15 protein-coding genes are annotated in these 23,419 nt (G+C 53.1%); 5 read left to right on the forward strand and 10 right to left on the reverse strand.

The genetic code is table 11. The annotated features are described in order from the left end of the window. Positions 1-493: 493 nt before the first annotated feature. Both pepN and dcm read left to right on the forward strand, forming a co-directional pair. Positions 494-2,983 (forward strand): aminopeptidase N, encoded by a 2,490-nt coding sequence (pepN, locus tag NXS13_RS06500; RefSeq protein WP_259289513.1) that lies wholly within the window; start codon positions 494-496, stop codon positions 2,981-2,983. A 124-nt stretch (positions 2,984-3,107) separates the two neighbouring features. Further along, positions 3,108-4,334 carry a DNA (cytosine-5-)-methyltransferase gene (gene dcm, locus NXS13_RS06505; protein ID WP_259289514.1) on the forward strand — a complete coding sequence of 409 codons (1,227 nt, stop codon included), beginning with the start codon at positions 3,108-3,110 and terminating at the stop codon, positions 4,332-4,334. 36 nt (positions 4,335-4,370) lie between these two features. Here dcm and NXS13_RS06510 read toward each other — a convergent pair whose 3' ends face one another. Next, positions 4,371-5,174: an Eco47II family restriction endonuclease gene (locus tag NXS13_RS06510; RefSeq protein WP_259289515.1), complete on the reverse strand. Its 804-nt coding sequence runs from the start codon at positions 5,172-5,174 to the stop codon at positions 4,371-4,373. Between the two features lie 310 nt (positions 5,175-5,484). On the opposite strand from NXS13_RS06510, the gene NXS13_RS06515 reads away from it, so the two are divergent. Together NXS13_RS06515 and NXS13_RS06520 are read left to right on the forward strand one after the other, a co-directional pair. Continuing rightward, entirely contained in the window at positions 5,485-5,676 is a 192-nt protein-coding gene (locus NXS13_RS06515; protein WP_259078590.1) for an antitoxin VbhA family protein, read from the forward strand. After that, positions 5,669-6,292, forward strand: a complete 624-nt coding sequence (locus NXS13_RS06520) for a Fic family protein (protein ID WP_259078588.1) — start codon at positions 5,669-5,671, stop codon at positions 6,290-6,292. The genes NXS13_RS06515 and NXS13_RS06520 overlap by 8 nt, the downstream gene beginning before the upstream one ends. Here the strand turns inward: NXS13_RS06520 and NXS13_RS06525 are convergent. After that, positions 6,279-7,238 (reverse strand): sugar-binding transcriptional regulator, encoded by a 960-nt coding sequence (locus tag NXS13_RS06525; protein WP_259289516.1) that lies wholly within the window; start codon positions 7,236-7,238, stop codon positions 6,279-6,281. The genes NXS13_RS06520 and NXS13_RS06525 overlap by 14 nt on opposite strands. Before the next feature lie 105 nt (positions 7,239-7,343). Between NXS13_RS06525 and NXS13_RS06530 the strand changes: the two genes are divergently transcribed. After that, positions 7,344-9,056: a glycerol-3-phosphate dehydrogenase/oxidase gene (locus NXS13_RS06530; RefSeq protein WP_259289517.1), complete on the forward strand. Its 1,713-nt coding sequence runs from the start codon at positions 7,344-7,346 to the stop codon at positions 9,054-9,056. Positions 9,057-9,066: 10 nt separating this feature from the next. On the opposite strand, the gene NXS13_RS06535 is transcribed toward NXS13_RS06530, so the two are convergent. The 8 genes from NXS13_RS06535 to NXS13_RS06570 form a co-directional block, all read right to left on the reverse strand. Further along, positions 9,067-10,620, reverse strand: a complete 1,554-nt coding sequence (locus tag NXS13_RS06535; RefSeq protein WP_259078582.1) for an acyl-CoA carboxylase subunit beta — start codon at positions 10,618-10,620, stop codon at positions 9,067-9,069. A 22-nt stretch (positions 10,621-10,642) separates the two neighbouring features. Then, positions 10,643-15,373 carry a polyketide synthase Pks13 gene (gene pks13 / locus NXS13_RS06540; RefSeq protein ID WP_259289530.1) on the reverse strand — a complete coding sequence of 1,577 codons (4,731 nt, stop codon included), beginning with the start codon at positions 15,371-15,373 and terminating at the stop codon, positions 10,643-10,645. A 205-nt stretch (positions 15,374-15,578) separates the two neighbouring features. Further along, complete coding sequence (locus NXS13_RS06545) at positions 15,579-17,423, reverse strand: FadD32-like long-chain-fatty-acid--AMP ligase (RefSeq protein WP_259289518.1); 1,845 nt, start codon at positions 17,421-17,423, stop codon at positions 15,579-15,581. Positions 17,424-17,566: 143 nt separating this feature from the next. Continuing rightward, complete coding sequence (locus tag NXS13_RS06550) at positions 17,567-18,475, reverse strand: cutinase family protein (RefSeq protein WP_259078579.1); 909 nt, start codon at positions 18,473-18,475, stop codon at positions 17,567-17,569. A gap of 18 nt (positions 18,476-18,493) precedes the next feature. Beyond that, positions 18,494-18,979, reverse strand: coding sequence for a DUF732 domain-containing protein (locus NXS13_RS06555; RefSeq protein WP_259078577.1), 486 nt, complete (start codon positions 18,977-18,979; stop codon positions 18,494-18,496). An 11-nt stretch (positions 18,980-18,990) separates the two neighbouring features. Next, positions 18,991-20,919, reverse strand: a complete 1,929-nt coding sequence (locus tag NXS13_RS06560; RefSeq protein ID WP_259078576.1) for an alpha/beta hydrolase-fold protein — start codon at positions 20,917-20,919, stop codon at positions 18,991-18,993. Between the two features lie 302 nt (positions 20,920-21,221). Beyond that, positions 21,222-22,238 (reverse strand): alpha/beta hydrolase family protein, encoded by a 1,017-nt coding sequence (locus tag NXS13_RS06565; protein WP_259078575.1) that lies wholly within the window; start codon positions 22,236-22,238, stop codon positions 21,222-21,224. Positions 22,239-22,444: 206 nt separating this feature from the next. After that, complete coding sequence (locus NXS13_RS06570) at positions 22,445-23,413, reverse strand: decaprenyl-phosphate phosphoribosyltransferase (protein ID WP_259078573.1); 969 nt, start codon at positions 23,411-23,413, stop codon at positions 22,445-22,447. Positions 23,414-23,419: the final 6 nt, after the last annotated feature.

The following is a 23,419-nucleotide window of genomic DNA, read 5'->3' on the forward strand; positions in this document are numbered from 1 at the left end:
CGGTATTTATTTTATTTTGTCGTGCTACCTGGTTTGATGGTAGCGATGGCTCGAGTTCCTGATAGCGCACCACCCTGTAACTCTGTGTGGAGAAATAGAAGTCTGGTTTAGCCTTAGCTGGTTAGGACTCTCCAGAGTTTGGTCCCGATAGTTCATCGAAGCTAAGCCCTTTGAGTCGTTGTTGGAGACTTTGCCAGTTGTGCTAACTGACTAATTGGTTTCCCTCAAATTGGATCAAAGTCCTCGACGTCGTACTCACTAAGAATTGCGAGAATCATTTCCAGGCCCATTCCCCCATGCTACTAACCCAGTTTCAATTGCAGAATGCTGAACATCAAGGTTCTATCTCTCTCCAAAAGAGACCGGACTTTAACCTTTACTGCGCCCCATGATCATCCGCTGCCTCTCAGTGAACTCACTCATGCGAGCTCCGGGCTCAAAACGCCACGGGTTAACTTGTACTCAATCGTAGTGATGTGCTGAACTGACCACTATGAGCACCGCAAATTTGAGTTTTACAGACGCTGAATCCCGCAGCAATGATCTCCATATTGATAGCTACCGACTTCACCTCAACGTCGAAGGCGCCCAGAGCGAAGCCACCTTTCCAGTACAGGTCGATATTGCCATGCGCTCGCAGAGCGGTGCCATTTTCCTGGATTATGTAGGACACTCTGTGGAACGCGTTTTAGTCGACGGCGACTCCGTGCCTTTTCATTTCGACGGCGCGCGGATCACGCTCACGGTTCCAGCAGATCAGGATATTGTTTTAAGCATTGCAGCTAATTCGTCATATTCTCGTACCGGCCAAGGGTTGCACCGTTTTACTGATCCCGCAGATAATCGCACCTATTTGTACTCGCATTTGGAGCCTTCTGATGCTCGCCGGATCTTTCCGTGCTTTGATCAACCTGATCTCAAAGCCCATTTTCACACTTCGCTGACGGTACCGCAGGGGTGGGTGGCGCTTAGTAACCAGCCTGAGATCAGCAGGAACGGCCAGCGCCACGATTTCGATGAAACTCCTCTGTTGTCTACGTATCTCACTGCTTTTGCGGCGGGCGAGTATATCTCCCGCTATAGAACGTGGACTTCACCTACGGGCCAACAGGTGGAACTAGGTGTGTGGGCGCGTACCTCCATGGCTGAATTCGTCGATGATGAAATCCTCACCATTACCTCTCAAGGTCTTGATTTCTTTGATGCACACTTTGGCTACCCGTACCCGTGGGGGAAATACGATTCCATCTTCGTACCGGAATATAATTTGGGTGCGATGGAAAATCCGGGGTTGGTCACGTTCACCGAGGCCTATATTTTCCGCGATCCAGCGACTTATGCGGAGCATGCTGCGCGCACGAATACCATCCTGCACGAAATGAGCCATATGTGGTTCGGTGATCTGGTAACCCCACGCTGGTGGGATGATCTCTGGCTGAAGGAATCTTTCGCGGAATTTATGGGGGCTGATGCTTCAGTCTCAGCCACCGCATATACCAGCGCGTGGGCTAATTTTGCGGGGCAGCGGAAGAATTGGGCCTATGCCCAAGATCAACTTCCCACCACACACCCGATCAAGGCGACGATCCCCGACGTAGATGCCGCCCGCCAGAATTTTGATGGTATCACCTACGCTAAGGGCGCTGCGGTACTCAAGCAGCTTGTCCACTACGTGGGCCGCGACAATTTCTATGCAGCAGCGAGGGATTATTTCCACACGTATGCCTTCGGTACCGCCACCTTCGATGACCTTATCGTTATACTCGGCCGGCACTCCGACCGCGATCTGTCCGACTGGGCCCAACGGTGGCTCCATAGTGCTGGCCCCGATACCCTCTCCCCTGTTCTCGAGACTAATCAGGGCCTCATCACTTCCTTGGCTATTGAGCAGCAGGGAACCGACGTCACTCGCCCACACCGCCTGACGGTGTCGCTATTTAAGCTGCGCGAACAGGCGATTGAACGGACGAAATCATTCGACGTCATTGTCGATCAACGCTCTGGTGGCCTCACTCCCATAGACGTGGCTGTGGGCCTGGAGACTCCAGATCTCATTCTGATTAACGACGGCGATCATAGCTATGCGAAGGTCACCTTTGACCAGCGTTCTGTAAACACGATCGCACAAGCTCTCTCCACTATCTCCGATGAAATCACGCGCGCCGTAATCTGGACATCGCTGTGGAATATGACCCGTGATGCGCTCTTGGATCCGAGGATCTTTATCAAGATTGCTCTCGCTCACGCTGCCGCGGAGGAGAATCCTGCTCTGATGCGCCAGATCTTCGCCCATGCCCTCTTTGCGGCTCGCCATTATCTAGATGATGATGAGGATCTACGCATAGCCTTAGCTACAGGACTTAAAGCGCAGGCAGATCGCGCCCGCGACGGCAGTGATGCCCAGCGGGTGCTCCTACAGGCCTTCGTACAGGCTGCTCCACTGGCTGGACACGAGCGCGCCGCGGAGCTGAGCGCAATCTTGACTGGCCCACTGACGCTTGGCAATAAATTGGAGTGGGATATCATTACTGCTCTGACTGCCCTGGGGGAAGACACCGCGGAATTGAGGGCAGCGCAGCTAGAGCGCGATTATACGCTTACTGGGCGCGCTAATTTCTTGCGTGCGGAGAAATCGGTGCCTTCGTTAGAAACCAAGGATGAACTATTTGCAATGCTGGTGAATCCTCGAGAATTCTCTAACGACGAGGTTCGGGCGCTCGTGGATGCGTATAACCAGCCGCTTTCAGGGGTTGACCATACGGAGAGATTTTTTGCCGCTCTCACAACGATATGGGAGTCGAATCCCATCGAGATTGCCACTGTGATCATCCGAGGCCTTTACCCCGAGCAGCCTCATGCTCATGCGCAGGTAGATGCTTATATACGCCCTGGTATCCCTCGAGCCTTGGAACGCATTTTATTAGAGTGCCAGGACAATAATAAGAGGGCACAGCGTGCCAGGAATCGCCTCCGAGCATCGTGAGTAGGAGAAACTGTTGTCGACTTTCGGCAGTCTATCGCATTTGGGACGAGCAGAGTTGGTACACGCAACTAGAATGAGATAATATAGGTGGCCATTGCATAGGCAAAGGTTACCTGGAGGGTAAATGCTAATTTCTGAAGTCGCAACTCATCTTGATGTCTCGATCGACACGATTAGACGCTGGGAGAAAAAAGGACTAATCAAGGCTAGGCGCAACTCACAGAATAATCGAGAATTCAATATCGATGAAGTGCTGCGACTCCAGCGTAAGTTAAATGGTGATCACGCGGATAACCGCTACCGGATACTAAAGGCATCCGAAACAGAGTTTACTTCGATCGACCTGTTTGCTGGCGGTGGAGGCACAGCGCTTGGCCTATCCAACGCCGGATTCCAGCACCTTCTAGTCAATGAGATAGACAAGCATGCCGCCGCAACCCTACGCACCAACCGAAAAGATTGGAATGTCGTAGAGGATGATGTTCACAACCTTGTATTCACAAATTTTCGGGGGAAGGTAGACCTCATTGAAGGGGGCTTTCCTTGCCAGGCCTTCAGCTACGCGGGACAAAAGAAGGGTTTCGCCGACACCAGAGGAACACTATTTCACGAATTTGCCCGAGCCGTTACTGAAGCTAGACCTAGAGTAGCTATGGGGGAAAATGTTCGAGGTTTAATCAACCACGACCACGGTCAGACACTTAAGATCATGATTAAAGCTCTGCAAGATGCGGGTTACAAGGTTGCCTACAGGCTACTAAGAGCACAGTACCTAGATGTTCCACAGAAGCGAGAACGCCTCATTATGTTGGCGGTTCGGGACGATCTCGATATTCCTATCTTGTTCCCGAACGAGCAGGATTACACTGTATCGCTTCGGGAAGCAATTTACGATTGTCCCCCTAGCGATGGCTCGCAGTATGCCCCTTGGAAAGCTGAAATTATGCAGCTAGTCCCCGAGGGAGGGTACTGGAAAGACTTGCCCGAGCACGTTCAGCGATCCTATATGAAGGCCAGCTTCTTCCACGGTGGCGGTCGCACGGGTATGGCTAGGCGATTGGCTTGGGAGGAGCCTTCACTAACTCTCACGTGCAATCCTGCTCAAAAGCAAACGGAACGTTGCCATCCGTCAGAGACTCGGCCATTGAATGTACGAGAGTATGCTCGTATTCAAACGTTTCCAGATGACTGGCAATTCAGTGGCGGAGTCACTAACCAGTATCGACAGATCGGCAACGCAGTTCCATGCAACATGGCTTTTCACGTGGGTTTCGGTATTCGATCCATGCTCGAAGGAAGCGTTCCCGACAACTATGAAGTTTCTTCACCGGAACCCCGAATCACCCTCTAGTCTATTCCTAGCCGTTTGAATACCGATCCAAAATTTTTATTCGACGGGAGAAGACTCAGCTGCGAAGGTTCCTGCTATTTCCTCCTCAAAGAAGGAACGTTTCGGGAGGCCTGCGGTGCAAGCAGCGAGCACGAACTCTTCTAAATCCTCCAGATCACACCGTTCTTTGTCGAGCGCCTCCGGGAACGCCTCAATTAGGAGACTTGGTAGGTTGCACAAGAGGTTTTCTAAGGCCCTAGGGTCACCCGTCACCAAGTGGTAGGCGGTGACACCGTCTGCCACCCTAACCAGTTTGTTGGACGGTCTATTTGAAACTTTCCACGGTTCGTCATATCCGCCCTGCCCCTTGGGGACAACCTGGAAAAGGTAGGCCACGTAATCTTTGTTTCCGTGACTATTGACGGCGTTGTGCAATTTATCCCACACGCTTGCTTGATCTGAACCTTTAATTGTATTAAATCGCATCTTCAGTTCAGCTAGAACATAACGACTCTCATTAGCTAGATCCCCGGATGTAAAGTGCACTTTCTCTTCACTCTTGAGGTCGATTAAACCACCGGATACCCCCGTAGTCCGCCAACCTTTCGCATGACCTAAAACATCTTGGTGGAATGTGCCGATGGCATTCTGAAATGTCTTTGTCATCCCCTCAGCTCGGTTCACTTCCACAATCTGTTTTTCGTCTAGACCTAGAATCACCTTGTAGATAATTTGAAGTGTTGGTTCGCGCTTATTTTGAACGTTCTGACCTAAGGCCTTATTAACCGCCTTACCAAAATTCTTCCTTACCAGATCGAGTAAGACACCCTCATCGATCCACTCCAGTTTGTTGGCAGCCACTACTCAGCGATCCTTTCCCTATATAACATATGAAACCTCAAACCCAAATAGTTTGACTATCGTCCTCAAAATAGCACATTCGGGATTTTGTACACCCGGCTTTTCCAAAATGGGGTACTGCGCACAGTCGAAATACAAAGGCTCCTTTCCGCTCGAAATTTCTGGAACACTTAGAGCGACCCGAAGACTCGAATAGCTGGCATTGCCTCTGCATCCGTTACCCCCTCATAGGGGATCAATTATCACATCATTGCCTCCCAGAGTGTGTTTTTACCGCTAGGATCAACCCCACACCCCTAAGGAGGCACAGATGTACACTCTCGACTCAGCGCCGCTGGATCCCAGTAAGCGCGCATATGCCGACAACCGTATAGCAAGCAGTATTATCGAAGGCCACCAACCAGATGCGGAGCAGGTTGATCTGCTCCTGCGCCTACTCAATGGTGAGATCACTCTCGAGATGGCGCTGCAAGAGATCGCTTCGAGGTTTGAGCATGTCTAAGCTTGAACAGGATAAATGGGATGGCTATTTTTATCCAGGCACTGAGACCCTCGTTAATCTTCCAGGTATTACAGATCTGGATACTCTCACGGCGTGGACGAGAGCCTGCACCGCCGCGCGTGCTGTGCAACTCTATCACCAACCTCCTCATGAGCTAAGTCCGAGCAAACTGCTTATGGCTGTGCATTATGAGCTTTTTCGGGATAGCTTTTCTTGGGCAGGTACGCTGCGCGATGTCAATATTATGAAGAATAATAGCTGGAATCCCAATAATCCCACCCTATTTCTCAGTTATGAGAGTATCCCGCGCTATCTGGATTATATTGATACCTTCGCCTCCTCCTACAGCTGGGAGGGCCTGAGCTTTGATGATAAAGTTCACCAGCTTGCCACGATTCATGCTCACCTCGACTATGCCCATCCGTTCCGCGAAGGCAACGGGCGTGCTTTAAGGCTCGCCATGGAATTTCTGGCTCAGCGTTATGGGGTGGAGATTAGATGGGGCAAGATTTCTAAGGAACTGCATCTACTGGCTACGTCGGCGGTCTTTTTTACTGGCGATGTCAACCCTGAGCCGGCTATCGCGCTGTACCGAGAAATCACTACCGCGCTCTAGTACCACCGCGCTCGAGCGCCGCTCGCGCCGTGGCTTCGTCGACAATAAGATCGGTGATGACTCCTGCGCGTAAGGCACCTAAAAGCGCAGGGGCTTTCTTAGGCTCAGCAACAATACACAAGCGCCTCTTTACTCTTTTGAGGTCATCCGGTGTAGGCCCCGAGGCGCGCCGATTGACTGCAATATCGCGGTAGCTACCATCCTCGCGGATAAAAACGGTACAAATATCTCCCACGATTCCATCAGCGGTTAGGGAAGTGATATCCGACTCTTCGAGGTAATCCCCGGAATATACGAGCGAGGGCAGGGTGGCATTAAAAGCGCCGATACCAAAGACAGCGAGGTCGGCGTTTTTAATCAGATCGATCACCGATAATACGGCTCGCTCCCGCCACATCGCTTCCTTGGTGGCTTCATAATCAAAAAAGGCTGGCACGGGCAGTGGCACTACTTCGGCATTAAAGACGTCCCCGGCGCGTGAAAGTACGGTATCGGCGTTGAGGTAGCTTTGGCGTCTTAGTGAAGTGGCACCATTGAGTTGGACCACAGTGATATCATCGCGCGGAGTGGGTGCCATATTTCTTAAGACCTCATAGGTGGTATTTCCCCAGGCGATTCCGATGATATCACCGTGCTCGACCACGTGAGCGAGTTTATTGGCGGCCACCTGGGCTACCGCGGTCAATCTAGCAACTGGACTGAGTGAGCGACGCAGGGGCACGCACGTGGCCTTGATATCAAAGGTTTTCTCCAGGGCTTCGACCATGTCGGTTTTAATAGGAGAATCAATGCTGATCGTGACGATTCCTGATTCGCGGGCGTAGGTGATGAGCCTGGATACAGTCGAACGAGAGACGCCAAGGTTTTGGGCGATGGCGGCCATGGTGTGGTTGTTGAGATAGTACATTTCGGCGGCTTTGTGCGCGAGGTCAAGCCTTTCGTTCATGGCTCCCATTATGCCATGCACATATGTGCAACTTCAGTGCAACATCTCCCATTTTGGGTTTTTCTCAGCCATAATTAAGGTCACAACCCAAACTAAGGAGACCTCATGAGCACCACTCTCAATCGCGACGCCTCGCTGCGCGCCATGTCTAACAACGAACTCGATATCCTCGTCATCGGCGGCGGTATCACCGGCGCCGGCATTGCCCTCGACGCCGCTACCCGCGGGCTGAAAGTCGGCATTGTAGAGGCCCAAGATTTTGCCCAGGGCACGTCATCGCGCTCGTCGAAACTAGTCCACGGCGGACTACGCTATCTCTATAACTTCGACTTTCTCCTCGTCGCCGAGGCTCTACGCGAACGCGGACTCCTGCTCAGCAGCCTGGCGCCACACCTTGTCAAAGCGCAACCGTTTTTGTGGCCACTCAAAATGCCAGTCATTGAGCGTTCCTATTCCGCCATCGGCGTCGGCCTTTATGATGCCATGGCTCAAATCGCCCACAAAGGCTCCGTACCTATCCAAAAGCATTATTCCAAGTCTGGTGCGCTCTCACTCTTCCCCGATATCAAAGAAGATCAGATTACCGGAGCCATTCGCTTCTATGATGCGCGTGTCGATGACGCCCGCCTCGTGATCACCCTCATTCGTACCGCAGCTCGCTACGGGGCCTATACCGCTAACCGCACCCAGGTTGTCAATCTGGAAAAAGAAGGTTTTCGGGTCACGGGCGCTGTCGTACGCGACCTCGAGACTGGGAAAGAATACACCATTAAGGCCAAGAATATTATCAATGCCACTGGTGTGTGGACAGAGCAAACCCAAGCCCTTGCCGATACCAGCGGCGGTCTGAAAGTCCTCGCCTCTAAGGGGATCCATATCGTGATTCCAAAAGACCGTATCAAAGGAAAGACAGGTCTTTTCTTGCGCACGGAAAAATCAGTACTGTTTATTATTCCGTGGAAGCGCTACTGGGTTATTGGAACCACCGATACCAAATACCACGAAGATTTTGTCAACCCCGTGGCCAATAAAGAGGATATTGACTATATCCTCGATCACGCCAATGCGGTGCTCACATCCGATCTCACCCACGACGATATTATTGGAACGTGGGCAGGTCTGAGGCCCCTTTTGCAACCAGGTACCGCTGATGGGGATAAGACCAAGTCCACAAAGATCTCGAGGGAGCATACCGTCACCGAGGCTGCCCCTGGCCTCACCGTTATCGCTGGCGGCAAACTGACAACTTACCGCGTCATGGCAGAAGATGCCGTCGATTTTGCCCTCGGCGCCAATAAGGCTAAGCAGATGCCCTCCCGCACTCAGCTCACTCCCCTGATTGGCGCAGATGGCTATCATGCGCTGTGGAACCGCCGCGAAGAATTAGCGGCGGAATACCAGCTCAGCGTGGACCATATCGAGGATCTTCTCGATCGCTACGGCTCCGATATCTTTACCCTGCTCGAATCCATCAAAGAAGAAGAAACCTTAGGCCACGAGCTCGGCGCAGCACCGGAGTATTTACGCGCGGAGATCGCCTTCGCGTGCACACATGAAGGTGCGCTGCACCTAGAAGATATTATGGTTTTGCGCACCCGCCTCAACCATGAGAAAAAGGATCGCGGTCTTGCTGCAGTCCTTGAAATCGCTGATTTAGCTGCGGTCTACCTCGGCTGGGATGAGGAACGTAAACAACACGAAATTGACTCCTATCAGCAGCGCTGCGAGGCCGAAGCGCGCGCCGAAGATATTTCTGGTGAGCACGAAGCCCAAGAGATTCGCGCTCAAGTAGAATCCGTGGCACCGATGCTGAGCTAGGCCACTCCTCCTACATAGGCGCGATAGTGTGCTTCTTTGGCAAATCGAATTCGCGCTTGGTTTCTAATTGTCGCAGGGCTTTTCTGATGGCGAGGCGAGAATGGCGCGGCTCTATCAGAGCATCGATATAGCCGCGCTCTGCAGCCACATAAGGACTGGTCATATTCTCATTATAAAAGTCCATGAAAACTTGCTTCATATACTGTCGTTGAGACTGATCACTAATGGCATCAAGCTGTTTACCTTGGATCATCACAACTGCAGCAGCAGCCCCCATCACCGCAATTTGGGCAGTTGGCCAGGCGAGATTAATATCGCCGGTGAGATTCTTAGAACCCATAACCGCATAAGCTCCGCCGTAGGCTTTACGCACAATAAGCGTAACTTTAGGAACAGTTGCCTCCACGAGCGCAAAAGCGAGCTTTGCGCCACGGTGAATCAGACCCACCTCCTCCTGCTCTACGCCAGGTAGATAGCCTGGAGTATCCACCACAAAGACCAGCGGAATATTATAGGCATCGCAGATGCGGATAAATCGTGCACCCTTATCGGCAGCATCAGCATCAATACAGCCGGCAAATTCGAGCGGCTGATTGGCAATCACACCTACAGAACGTCCATCCACGCGGGCAAAAGCAGTAATGAGATTTGGGGCGAAATTAGGCTGAATTTCCTGGATATTATCGTCGTCGAAAAGCTGGGTCAGCAAATCGTGCATGTCATAGCCAGCATTGACATCGTCGGGAATAAAGGAGTCAAGCCGAATATCCTCGCTAATATCTGCATCCTGGGGGGCCTGGAATATCGGCGCCGGGTCATGGGTGGTCAGCGGCAAGCGCTCAAGAAGATCGTGCACATAACCAAAGGCATCTTCCTCATCGATGGCCACATAGGAGACATTACCGTTTAACTCCTGCTGCCTGGCACTTCCCAATTCAGCAGAGGTAATCACTTCTCCCGTGACCTCCTTGATCACTGCGGGGCCGGTGACATACATTTCGGCTTCCCCATCGACGGCGATCACAAAATCCGTGGTCACCGGTGCATAGACCGCTCCACCGGCGGATTTACCCATCATAATCGAGATCTGCGGGCTGCGCCCTGACAGCGGCAATTGCCGGCGCGCAATCTCGGAGTACATAGCCAAAGAGGTCACCGCATCTTGAATACGAGCGCCACCAGAATCCTGAATACCGATAACTGGGCAGCCAATTTTGATGGCCATATCCATAACCTCGCAGACTTTGCGGCCAAATGTTACGCCTACCGAGCCTCCGTATACGGTTTTATCGTGGGCGTACACTGCCACGGGGCGCCCATCAATGCGGCCATATCCAGTGACGACGCCATCAGAGTAGATGGCATCGTTATCATCTGGGGTGCGACCGAGCGCACCGATTTCTACGAATGAGCCCTCGTCGAGCAACCGATTAATGCGCTGCCTGGGCGTTGTTCGGTGCGCCTCATCACGCTTTAATCGTGCCCGCTCACTGCCAGGGTCTTGGGCTTGGGCTAGGCGCTCTTTCAGGTCTGCGAGTTTTCCCGCGGTGGTGTCCAGACTCATCCGTTCCTCGTTTACATTGTGGCTAGCTCTGGGAGATATGCGCAATCCGTTGCGATAGCGCTAATCCAACTTTAGCAATCTCGGGTTCATCAACAACCGCTAGGTGATCTCCCTGCAATTGCACGATTTCTAGATCGTTTACAATTGCTGACCAGCCGCCATCATAGGCAATATCTTTATACGCTGGCTCTAATTCAATAGCTCCCTCGTGCATCCGCTCTGCGCGGAAGAGAATCACCGGCACCTCAACATCAGCCCATCTGGTCATATCAAGCTTGTCCAGAATGCGATTATCAACAAAGGAAGCCCGCTGGTGCTCCAAGACTCCCGCAGATAGTCCATGCTCAGAGGCATCAGTAGTGCTCAAGAATTCCGCCATCATAGCAAGGAGGGCATCTTCACCAGCGCTCTCTAAAAGGTCAAAAGGCACGGGGAAGTCCAAGCCATAGGTCTTCTTGGCAAATGCTTGGTAGCGCTGCCAACGCTTCTTGGTCTCTTCTTTGTTGTCCGGAACTGGATGTGCTGGCTGCACTGTATCTAAAAGGGCGATCGTTGCGATCTCTATATCGCTTCCCTCCAGCTGGTGTGCAACCTCATAAGCTATTGCGCCACCGAAGCTCCAACCACCGAGGATAATGGGCAGACCATCGGAGTACCGCTTAATCTCATCAAGGTAGGCAGCGGCGCGCTCCTCCAAGGACCCTTCAAGTCGCTCTACTCCGTACACGGGAATATCCTCAGGCAGGCGGCGCATTAGAGGTTGATAAACCACTGATGAGCCACCCGCTGGGTGGAACATAAAGACAGCGGGCTTGAGCGAACCTTCAGGTCGCGCCCGCAATACTCGGATATTGCCCTCGACGTCCGTTTCAAAGCTATCGCGCACCATATTGGCAATGGTTTCAAGATTATCCGCCGCCAGTATATCGGCAGCGCTCATCTTTGCCCCAGATCGTTCTCTCAACCGCTCTGCGATCTGATTAGCTTGCTCAGAAGTAATTGTTGGCAACGCATTGGTCACACCCGTTGCAGCTTGACCGACAACACTCGCCCACGTGGCGAAGACGAGACGCTCGGACGCATCACGCGGGGCTACGCCTACGCCGCGGTCGCCACCTTGTGGTTCAGGGTTGACCTGTACGGGGGCAGATTCTCTTTCGCGTCCACTGACTAATTCTTCGACCAAGGCCACCGCATCAGCAACGGAGGCATCGCGGAGCGCCTGGACCTGCAGCTCGGGGATATTAAAATCATATTCAATGCGATTTTTAATCCGCATTCCCATCAGTGAATCGAGGCCCAAGTCTATCAGCGGTAATTCTTTGGGCAAATCTTCCACATCGTAGCCCATTGCTTCACTGACAATAACGCGCATGCGATCTTCAACGGTCTCGCCACTTGTAGGGTCCCAGCGGAGATCAGCATGGGCCATTTCAGGCAGACTCTCCCCCGAGGACATAGCCAAGGCGGGGCCATCAAGGTGTGCTGTTTCTCCCTGCTCCGCAGCAAAGGCTTCCGCTAAGACCGTCAGAGAGTCACCAGCGACTTCATATAGAGTGATCGCCAGTCCACCCAAGGTACGGGCGGCAACCACGGTGAGTTCACCGGAGGGCGGCAGTGTTTTCTTTTCACTCGCCGCAGTCATCACTGACTGGGGTGCCAGTTCTGAGATCACTGCGTCGATGACCATAGTCGGCGACGCTACTGCATCCGCTTGTACTCGATAAGCGTACTGGTTTCCAGGGAGGAAAACCATCTCGCCTAATAAACTTCCCCCAGCAGAGGAGGCAGGGCGAGCAGTGGTCCAATACCGTTGTTTCTTCCACGGCATGCCCGGAGCTGGTATCAGCGGGCCATCCCCGTACAGCGCACGGAAATCGATTGGCGCACCGGCTGCGTACAGTTTAGCCAGAAGATCGCTGAGCGTGAGCACTGGATCTTCCTTGCGCTTCAAGCAGAACAAAAGCTGTGCATCTGGCTTATTCACACTAAAGGCAGTATTCATCAGTGGGATAGCCGCAACTGGGTGCGGGGAAATCTCAACCAGCATGCGATGTCCGTGGGCAAAAGCCTGCTCGCACGCTGCTTGGAAATACACCGGTTGCCGAGTGCAGCGCACGAAATAATCAGCGTCGTGGACGATCTGACCTGCTTCAAAGACCTCTCCGCGTTCCACAGAACTGAAAAGGGGAATTGTGAGTGGACGAGGATTAATCGCTGATATTTCCGCAGCCAGTTCCCCCAGGATAGGATCGACGGCGCTGGTGTGACCTGCAGCATTAACGTTGAGTAATCGGGCGAATTTCCCTTCCTTTTGGCGCAAATCTACCAGCTTGATAACGGCATCTCGCGGCCCGCCAATAGTATTCATGCCGGGAGCGGCGTAGACGGCCGGCTCAATTGCCGCGAACTCAGGATGCTCAGCGCCAAGCTGCGCAATCTCCTCAGCACTATAATCAACAACTGCCATTGCGCCATAGTCTTCTTCGCTGAGGGATTTTTCCCCTTCACCCATGAGCCGCGAACGATGGCAGGCAATGAGCATGGCATCGTTAGCGCTCAAGCCGCCACAGGCATAGGCGGCAGCGATTTCACCCATCGACATCCCCACCACAGCGCGCGGGCGGGCACCGAGTGCGCTCAGATAGTCGGTGAGAGCGATCTGGATGGCCGTAATCGCAACCTGGGCGGTTTCGGTATCGTAGGTTTGGGAATCGTCGGCGACAATATCGAGGATCGACCAGCCTGATTCAAAACGCACCACCTCGTCTAATTCCGCTAAGCGCGCTTTAAATGAAGGTGCGATTGCCATTAGGTCTTTGGCCATCTTGCGGTGCTGGGACCCAAAGCCCGAGTAGATGAAAACGGGACCCTGGGTATCGGGGGCATCTTGAGCACACACATGCTGGGTAATCTTGCCGTCCGCAACCACACCCAGCCGCTTGATCGCCTCATCATATGTACGAGCGCTCACCACGGCGCGGGAGCGACCATGATTGCGACCTGCTAGGGAGCGTGCGAACTTTATGAGATCGGTTTTGGGATGCTGTTGCAGATAGTCCCTAACCGAGGCTGCCGCTTGCCGACGCCGCGACGGTAATAAACCCGACACCGGCAGTAGCGCTGGGGCGCCAAGGAGTTCTGGTTCCCGCGGACTCTCACTGAGTTGATAATCGCTCGCCTCAAAGGACGAGACCACGATATGAGCATTGGTTCCGCCAAAGCCGAAGCCGGAAATACCAGCGAGTTTACGGCCTGAATACTCAGGCCATTCGCGAGGGTCTTCTACCACTTCGAGATGTTCCCGCTCGAAGTCAACGTAGCGGTTCGGGGCAGAAAAATTCAGCGACGGCGGCAGGATATCATGCTCCATTGCCAGCGCCACCTTGATCACACCGGCAGCGCCCGCAGCGGCTTCGGTATGGCCAAAATTGGTTTTGGCAGACCCCAAAAGGGTCGGGTTATGCGGATCGCGCCCAGAACCTAAAACGGTGCCAATAGCGGTGGCTTCAATGGGATCACCTAAGATCGTGCCCGTCCCGTGGGCTTCAATATAGTCCACCTCCCGGGGATCAATCCCAGCATCAGCATAGGCGCGTTCTAAGACATCTATCTGAGCATCGGGATTGGGGGCGGTCAAACCATTGGAGTGTCCATCCGAATTCACGGCGGAGCCCTTAATCACGGCAACGATTTTGTCACGATCTTTGATTGCATCGGCTACTCGCTTGAGCACCACAACGCCAGCGCCATCGGCACGCACTAGGCCATCGGCATCATCAGAGAAGGCGTGAATCTTGCCTGTTGGGCTAAATACCCCGAGCTGCCCAAAGGCGGTAGAGGCAAAAGGCGCCGCCAGAATATTAACACCACCGGCAATCGCCATATCACAGGCTCCCTCACGGAGATCGCGCACAGCCTGATGGATAGCTACTAAGGACGAGGAGCAAGCAGTATCAGTACTAATAGAAGGTCCGCGGAAATCGAAGGCAAAAGATACGCGGTTCGGAATGATCGAACTCGAGGTTCCTGTAAGCGCATAGGGGTGTGACTCTGCAGGATCGGCAGCAATGAGCATGCCGTAATCGTTGTTCGTTGAGCCCATATACACGCCCACTGGGCTGCCTTTGAGCGATGACGGCGGGATATGAGCGTTTTCCAGAGCCTCCCATGTCAGCTCTAGGATGATGCGCTGCTGCGGATCAACATTAGCGGCTTCCAGGGGGGATAGCCCGAAAAATTCAGCGTCAAACGAGGCAATATCGTCGAGGTAGCCACCAGTCATATCGATATTCTCGATGAGCTCGGTAGTATGCTTATCAGCCGCGTACTCTGACCAGCGGCCTACCGGCAGTGGACCGATTCCGTCGCGGCCTTCGAGGAAGAGATCCCACATCTGCTGCGCATTCTCAGCCCCAGGGTAACGCCCTGCTAATCCCACAATGGCAATATCGTGAGTGGCAGGCTCTTGGATAATGGCGGTGGTTCGGGACTTAGAGGAGGGGCGCTCGTCAGTGCGGGGGCCATTGATCAGACGCTGTGCTAGGGCCGAGATCGTGGGATATTCATAAGCGATGGTTGCATCAAGTGGTACATCGAGGAGATTTTCTAGCTCGCCGGAGAGAATGACCACATCGCGCGAGGACAATCCGAAGGATTGCATCGATTGGGTATCAGAGATCTCCTCTTCAGGTAACCCCGTCGTGCGCATAATCCAATCACGCAACCAAACGCTGAGTTTGTCCACGCTCATCGGTTCACTAATCGTACCGTCAGCACCATGTTGATTAGTCAAAATCTACCCTTTGTCTCGTCTTTTCGCTCACACTGGGACGCCACCTTAGGACAGCGCCCAATCGCTCTATTTTATATCGCATATTGTTTAATAGCTGTTTCACACCTCAAGACCCCACGATCACTACCCATCATCGTGGGGTCTTGAGGAAACTGCGGAGGATTTAGGAATTCTCGTAGCGCTTTTTATTCACCCGGCGGGCAATCTTACCGGCAGACGAGCGCGCAATTTCATCTGGATTCAGGATCTGAATATCCGCCGGAACTACTCCATGAGCATCGGTTACAGCTTGTCTAATAGCCGCAATAGCGTGGGCGTCATACGCAGGATCGGCATCGAGATCTCGCTCGGCGAGAATAATGAGCTTTTCTACATCCTCACCTGTAGTGGCGAATGCGGCAACTGCGGTAGGGCGCACCTGAGAGCTGGCATGCTCAACGGTATATTCAATATCTTGAGGATAGTGATTCCTGCCTGCGACGATGATGAGATCCTTGAGTCGGCCGGTGATATAGACTTCGCCGTTGATAATGGTGGCGAGGTCCCCAGTAGCCATCCATCGATCATCATCAGGCGCCCCGACAACCCGAGATCCCTCAACAAGGCGCTGACCTAAGGTATTGCGGAAGGTCGCCATGGTTTCTTCGGGGCGATCAAGATAGCCGGCAGCCATATTATCGCCATGGCACCATAGTTCACCTATATGGGAATCTCCGAGCTCGGCACGGGTCTCAGGATCAACAATCGTGAGGTACTGCGGGCGCACCGCCTGCCCACTGGACGTGAAGGCGACGGACCGATCACTGCGCTCCACGATCTCGGCGAGACCCTGAGCCAGCTTATCGCGATCAAAGTGGCTAATCAGTGGTCGACTTTCCGTTTGCGGGGTGGTAACCAAAAGCGACGCTTCCGCCAGTCCGTATGAAGGGCGCAGCGCTGACTTTTTCAGCCCGTATTCCTCGAAAGTTTGAAGGAAGATTTCCACTGCCTTCTCAGTTACTGGCTCCGAACCCACGATTAGTCCATCAACTGTAGAAAGATCGAGCTCGTGTCCAGCTTCAGGCTTGGCAAAACGGGCCGCCAATTCAAGAGCGAAGTTGGGGACAACGGTGTAGATATGGGTACCCGACTCCCGTTTATCAAGGAGCTGGACCCAACGTGAAGGCTGCTGAATGAAATCACGCGGCGCCATTAACTCAAAATCGAGTCCTAGAATGGTGACAAAGGTTGCCAGAATGATGCCCATATCATGGTGCAACGGCAACCAAGAGACTAAGGTCAGAGGGGTTTTAAGCTGAGCCGCGGTAAAAATTTGCAACACATTGGTCAGGATCGAGCGATTGGTGAGCATAACACCAGCTGGAGTGCGTGTAGAGCCCGAGGTATATTGCAAAAAGGCGGGCAAATCGACCGGAGCTTTTTGTAGGGTGGCAAGCATGCGCGCAGCCTCAGGGGAGGTAAGCGGATTGCTAAAACTGGCCGCCAAACTATCGGGCACAGCATCAACGAGTAGAATGCGGGGGCGCTCATGGCCTGGACGATCAGCGAAGAATGCCCGCACGGAGCGAGCAGATGCCTTATTAGTTAGTACCGCAGACGGTTGTGAATCGCCGATAACGGCCGCAAGATGTTCAGCGTGACCTGGCTCATTGGGATCATAAAGCGGAATGGGAACCATTCCAGCGTACATGGCCCCTAGCATGGAAAATAAATACTCTGGAGAGTTATTAGCAAGGATCATCACGCGATCACCGATGGAGCCCACCTGCTGCAAGCGAGCGGCAACGGCCTTAATCCGAGTATTGACCTCCGCGCGACTGTATTCCTTGAGCTGCCCGTCACGACGTTCAGAGTAATCCCAAAATTTCAGCACGATGCGATCGGTAGTTCCAGCCATTTTTTCCGTCTGGAACATCATCTCGCACATCCCTGCGAGGGTAATCTCCGGCGGTAAGGTAATCTCGTGCTTCTCGTTGAAAAATTGGCCAATTACTTTATTAAGATCCATTATTCTCCTTCATATCAGTGCTGTCGCGCGAAGCTTCACCCTCTAGTGCAAGAACCCACAAGGCAGTGTCCCTTAGTTGATCGGTACTAACCAGAAGATTATTACTTTTGCGAAAAAAATTATTTTACACCCTATAGGGCCGCTTATCCGCGATTAATCAAATCACTAGCCCATTCCACAACCCAGCTCGGTGCGGTGGTGCCTGGAACGACATTCGGATTCGTGGCGTATTGAGCATGAATACCATTGGCTTCAATGAGATCAAAAGCGCGGCCGAAAGCATCGCTCACATTCTGCGGAGCATCGCAGATAGTGTCATCAGGAGCACAAATATCAAAGACCCGATCATTAAGAACTCCGAAGCCGCCGGTGCGCGGGCCACGCATGGTTGCGCCAGGAACAATGGGTTGAACTACTAGATTCAACGGTGCCAGCGAAATCTCGGCCCCTACCCCACCCACGGGTGTGCCCACAGCCTGGCCCACACCCGGCTGTCGGCGACCATCAGCGATCAGGGCGACACCCCTGACCACGTGGGAGGGAATAGGAGTTTCATGCACTCCAATTTCATTGGCAAGATCACCCATAATCACAGCGCCTTGAGAAAAGCCAGTGAGAATAAATTCTGTCAGCGGACATTCGCGGTGTGTCTCATTGATTTCTCGCTTAAGGGTGGCCATCCCCTCATTGCGAGAATCGTCGTAGCTCATTTCCTGTTGGGCGTTGATATTGCGAAACTGCGCAGTATACGGCAAGGTCCATATCTTTATATCCCCATGAGGGTAGCGCTGCTTGAGAGGATTAGTAATGGTCAGCATCAAAGAATTGGGGTTGGCCATCGGGTTAAGGGGATCATCGACGCTCGCAGATTCCCACGTCCCCGGAGCTGCGATGACCTCCACCCGTGGGCACCATTCAGGTTGCGTTGGACCCGCTTGATTCGAATCTGGTGCACCTGGAATATTATCGGTGCTACGCAGCCAACCCACGACCCCCGCGATAATAATCCCAATAACAATGAGTGCTACTACCGCGGTGAAAAACTTTTTCATACTGCCTTCAATCTAGATTTAGCAATAACTCTGGCGTGCTGCCTGCTCAATAACCGTAGTTATCTGCTCCACCGCCAGGGTGGAGCGGCCTTGCTCGATGAGCTGACCGGCCACAGCAGGGGTAGCGGCAGCAAAGTTATTGGCACAAACGACCTGCGCAACGCCGATCATTTGATTCTCTGCACCTGTGACCGTGATCCCCGCTAATTCCAAAGCTTTGAGAAATTCCCGATCTTGTTCAGTCAGGGATAGCCCTGGGGTGGGCACGTCACTGACTTCTCGGGCGGCCTGATCACCAGCCGAACGCGCGGGCGGGTTCTTCAAAGGTGGAACGCTGAGATCGATGCTCGTGCTCGGTTCTGCGCGTGCAGATGCACTAGGCGTTTTCGACATTTGGGCGGCCCGAGTGAGCGGCGCTACGGTCATCTCAGTGGGCTCCTCAGTGACACTGGAACTCGAGCACCCAGCTAAAAATCCCAGTGCCACCAGCAGTGCGCAGGGCATAGCCTTATACACTATTTCTTCTCCTCAACGATGAGACCATTGATTTGAGAAATGGTGCCACGTTCGAAGTGAACGATCTCGCCGCCCGCTGGAATTAGGGCATGATCTTGGGTTGGGAAGCCAAATTCGCCCTGCTCCCAATTTTTCTTAGCCCATGCGTCAAAGATATCACCGTAGTTAATCACGTGTGCATCAGTTGCAGGTGACCAGTAAATATTGCCCCGCTCGAAGCGTTGGAAGGCACCACCATTGATGGCGATTTCATCCGTTGTAGGGAATCCCAGATTGCTGGTCGCGGTATTGATGGCTCGGTACTTCGCAGCGATCGCTCCTCGAACATGGAAATTTTTGTTATCGGGAGTACGGACTACATAGCCACCTTCAAACTGCTGCACGAAGCCGTCGCCGATCTTCTCAGCTGCAGAAACTGGGTACCCGAGTGTGCCATTTTCCCACTGCAACTCACCCCACTTATCCACAATATCCTTAGGCACGGCCACGGCACCCAGTGCTGGAGTCCAGTAGATATTGCCATGCTCGAAAGCTACGTAGCGGCCACCCCGTACCAATTCACGCTCGGTGCTTAAGGGGAAGCCCAACCAGCTAGCGGGACCGCCCATTTCGGTATAGAGAGCACCGATACGGCCATAGAGAGCGAAGGCTCCATGCTCCGGAGACCAGTAGGCACGACCCCTAGTGAAGTCTTCAGCCTTACCACCGGGTACATCGTATTCGTTGTTGACGCAGTTACCAATTATTCCAGAGCGTGTGGCTTCAGCAATGGCGCCGATAGCGGTGCAATCAGCGCCGCGGTCTTCCTTGGAGATATTCAACGCTTTTGCCATATGCGGCCATGCTTGTCCCAGTTCGTACTGCCAGTACGGCCAAGCATGTACGCCGGTGGGGCGGAAGACGGAAATGACCTCAACCTGCGCACGCTTAGCGTAGTCGACGAAGGTCTGGGTGGTCATCCGGGAGATTACTTCCAGACCAATTCCAGCGGAATTGGCCCCATGCTTGGCTACGGAATCTGGCTCACCGAAATCATCGCGACCAGAGCCGGCTGATACATATACGGTTTTGCCTTTAAGGGATTCAATACCGAGTTTCGGATCGTGATCAATCCAATCTTGAGAACCTTCAGGGCCCCACATAGCCTCCGCATCGTAGCCGCCACCGTCTTGAAGGGCAGCCTTGACGGCAGCTGGCATACCAACGCTGGTCATATCGAGGTAACCAGAGAACGAGCCAACGAATTTAAAGAGCTGAGGGTGGCGTTCAGCTAGGTTAATAGCGGCGGTGCCGCCCATAGAAAGGCCGAAGATCGCGCGCTCCTCATTGGAGCGGTAGCCATTACGCAGGATGGGTACGAGCTCTTGGGTGAGGAAGGACTCCCACATATAGTGCTTGCCGTTATTTTCACGCTGCCAGTCCGAGTAGAACGAAGACTCGCCACCGATTGGCAGAATAACGTTGACATTCTTATCGGCAAAGAGCTGTTCGATATTAGTCTCGGAGGTCCAGCCATTCTCAATATCTGTGGCGCGCAAACCGTCGAGGGCCCATACTTCAGGGAAGGTACGCGTGGGATTCGAGTGCCAATCGCGCGCTAACAGGATTTGAACTTTCACTGGCGCACCTGGCATCACGGCGGAGCGGATATACAGTTGTATACGGCGATCGCTAATCCAGTTCACGCGCTCAACTTCAACTCCGGCGGGTAGGCCCTGGATATTGGGGTTTTCATCCACGCGTATGGGGGTGCGTTCCTGGGAGTTTGGATCGAGGTAATCCGTGAGGCCGGGAAAGAAATTCGAAGATCCCGAAGATTGGGCCATGGTGGTAGCGGGGATAACTCCCACTAATCCGAGGCCGATGACTACAGGGAGCGTACTAATCCAACGGGTACGTCGAGTCGAACGGGATGCGGTGTCGCGCATAATAGGTTCCTTTTTGTGTTAGCGATTTTTTAGGTACTCCAGGTGCTCAAGCGCTGCTGCTTTTCCCACCTATCCCACGGTATAGCTATATGTGGGGTATAGCTCCACTGTGGCACAAGACTATGCTCAAGTTTAAGTTGAACTTGAGAGTTAGGGTTGAGACACACCGATTTACAGCTGTTTATTTTGTTTTCACCTTTAACATAGCTAACAACGCTCACATCGTTACATGACCAGGGCACCGCAATAAAAAACCCCGCGGCCTGTGCGGCAACGGGGTTGTTCTTACGGCGGAATGGTTCCTACCAAGCGTTCATATAATCTAGAATTCGCGGCTTCGTCTTCTCTAGCTGCGAGATCCATTGTTCCCAGCTGTGAATACCTGCCGGCGGATAATCTACCGTTACACGCAAGCCCTCAGCACGTGCCTTAACCTCCCATACCGAGGTGGAGTACAGCGAGACACCTTCGAGTACGGAGCCGACGATCCGGTCCCCAAATTTAATCCCTGGGCCGTCATAGCCTGACCAGAATCCGGTGGCCGCAGAGATATAGATATCGGTATTGCGCAGACCGCTCATATTCCACAGCGGGTCATTTGAAAAGCGTTCTGGGCTAAAGAAGAAACCGTACATGGCGTTGATATTAAAGCCGCCCAATTCAACGAGTGCCAACCGCAGGAGGGAGTGCATCCCAGGCAGGGTCATGGATGGGTAGCCCGACCAACTCAAGGTCTGTCGGAATTGATTGGGGTGGCGGGCCGCGAGATTGAGCGCAGCGGTGCCGCCCATGGAGAGACCTGCAATTGCGTTATTATTGCGCGCGACGCCAAAATTTTGCTCAAGGTAAACGGGAAGCTCTTGAGTAAGGAATGTTTCCCACTTGAAGTGGTAGCCTTGTCCGTTGTAGAAGGCTGGCCCCAACCAGTCCATATAAAAAGATCCAGCGCCACCGACGGGCATGACGAGGGTGATATTATGTGGCGCATATGTGGCAGGAGCATTAGCTGAGGTCGTCCATGCACTAGCTCGTTCACTCGCACGGGCGCCATCAAGAAGGTAGAGACCAGCATTGCCCCCACGTTGTGCAGGCTGGATCTGAACAGTAATGGTTCGGTTATTAGCGGGTGACCACACATCACAGCGCTGTACCCAGTTTCCTACTTGGTCCCATTCGCAAGTCCCGGTGGCATCAGCGCGCAGCCAGTCACGATTGGCAGCCTCCGCCACTCCCTGTCCAGCGACCATAAGGGCACCAGCGGTGACCACTGCTGTCACTGTGGCTTGAGCCTTTCGTAGAGCTTGGGCGAAAACCTTCATGCTTCTCCTTGTCCAATTCCTATACCTTGGCGCGACATCATGGTACCCGCCTCATGACGGAATACAAAGGCACCTACTATATTTAGCGCTTATTATAGGCACGACACGCTACAGCAAAGACTTTATAACAGATTGGTAAAGCACGGGTAGTTTTCCTGCCCTTCACGCAGCAAAGGCCACCCCCACCTTGGTTTATGTTGGGAATTTTAAACGAGATAAACCGCTATTACTACGCTGGTCACCCACAACACGGCGAGTACTTGCAAAGTGCGATCCGTCAGTGCCAACTCATCTGGGGCGCCACCATCGCCACGGTCAACATCGGCAGCATAACGCAAGATAGCAACGGTGAAGGGTACCATCGAAATTTGGTACCAGACCCCAGCCACTGGGCTTGAAAGCCGAGCCATCTCAAAACCCCAGAGTGCATAGCTCATCACCACGGCAGTAGCCGCTAGAGTCCACACAAAACGCAGGTACGTGGGCGTATAGCCTTCAAGAGCCTTGCGGATCTTAGCCCCTGATTCTTGTGCCAGGAGGATTTCAGCATATCGCTTTCCGGAGGCCATAAAGAGAGATCCAAAAGCTGCAACCAAGAGGAACCACTGCGATAAATCAATGCCGGCCGCCACGCCACCAGCCATAGCTCGCAACATAAAACCAGAGGAGACCAAGGCAATATCGATAACCGGCTGATGTTTCCACCCAAAGCAATAACCCAACTGTAGAGCTATATACACCGTCATAACGATGGCCAAACTCCTGCCTGAGCTGGCGAAGAAATAACTCAGTACAATAGCGCCGATGATAAAGGCCACGGCCATAAAAAAGGCGAGGCCCACGGGAAGTACTCCCGCCGCAATAGGGCGATAGCGCTTAGTGGGATGCTGGCGATCAGCCTCGACGTCCTTAGCATCATTGATGAGATAAATGGCGGATGCCGCCATGCAGAAGGCTAGGAAAGCAACTGCGATATCGGTGAGGATACGCGGCTGCAGCAGGGCTTCAGCACCAGCTGCCATCGGAGCTGCTAGAACTAAAACATTTTTAACCCACTGCTTGGGCCGCAGCCCCTTAATCATGGCATCAGGAAGGTTCTTAGGCGGATGCAGCTTCCTATTATCTTCTAAGCCTCGAGTGTGTGGCTCAGATCCGATGAGGGATTCATTCGACATTACTCA

This window comes from Corynebacterium sp. ES2730-CONJ (assembly GCF_024834055.1).
Taxonomy (GTDB): domain Bacteria; phylum Actinomycetota; class Actinomycetes; order Mycobacteriales; family Mycobacteriaceae; genus Corynebacterium.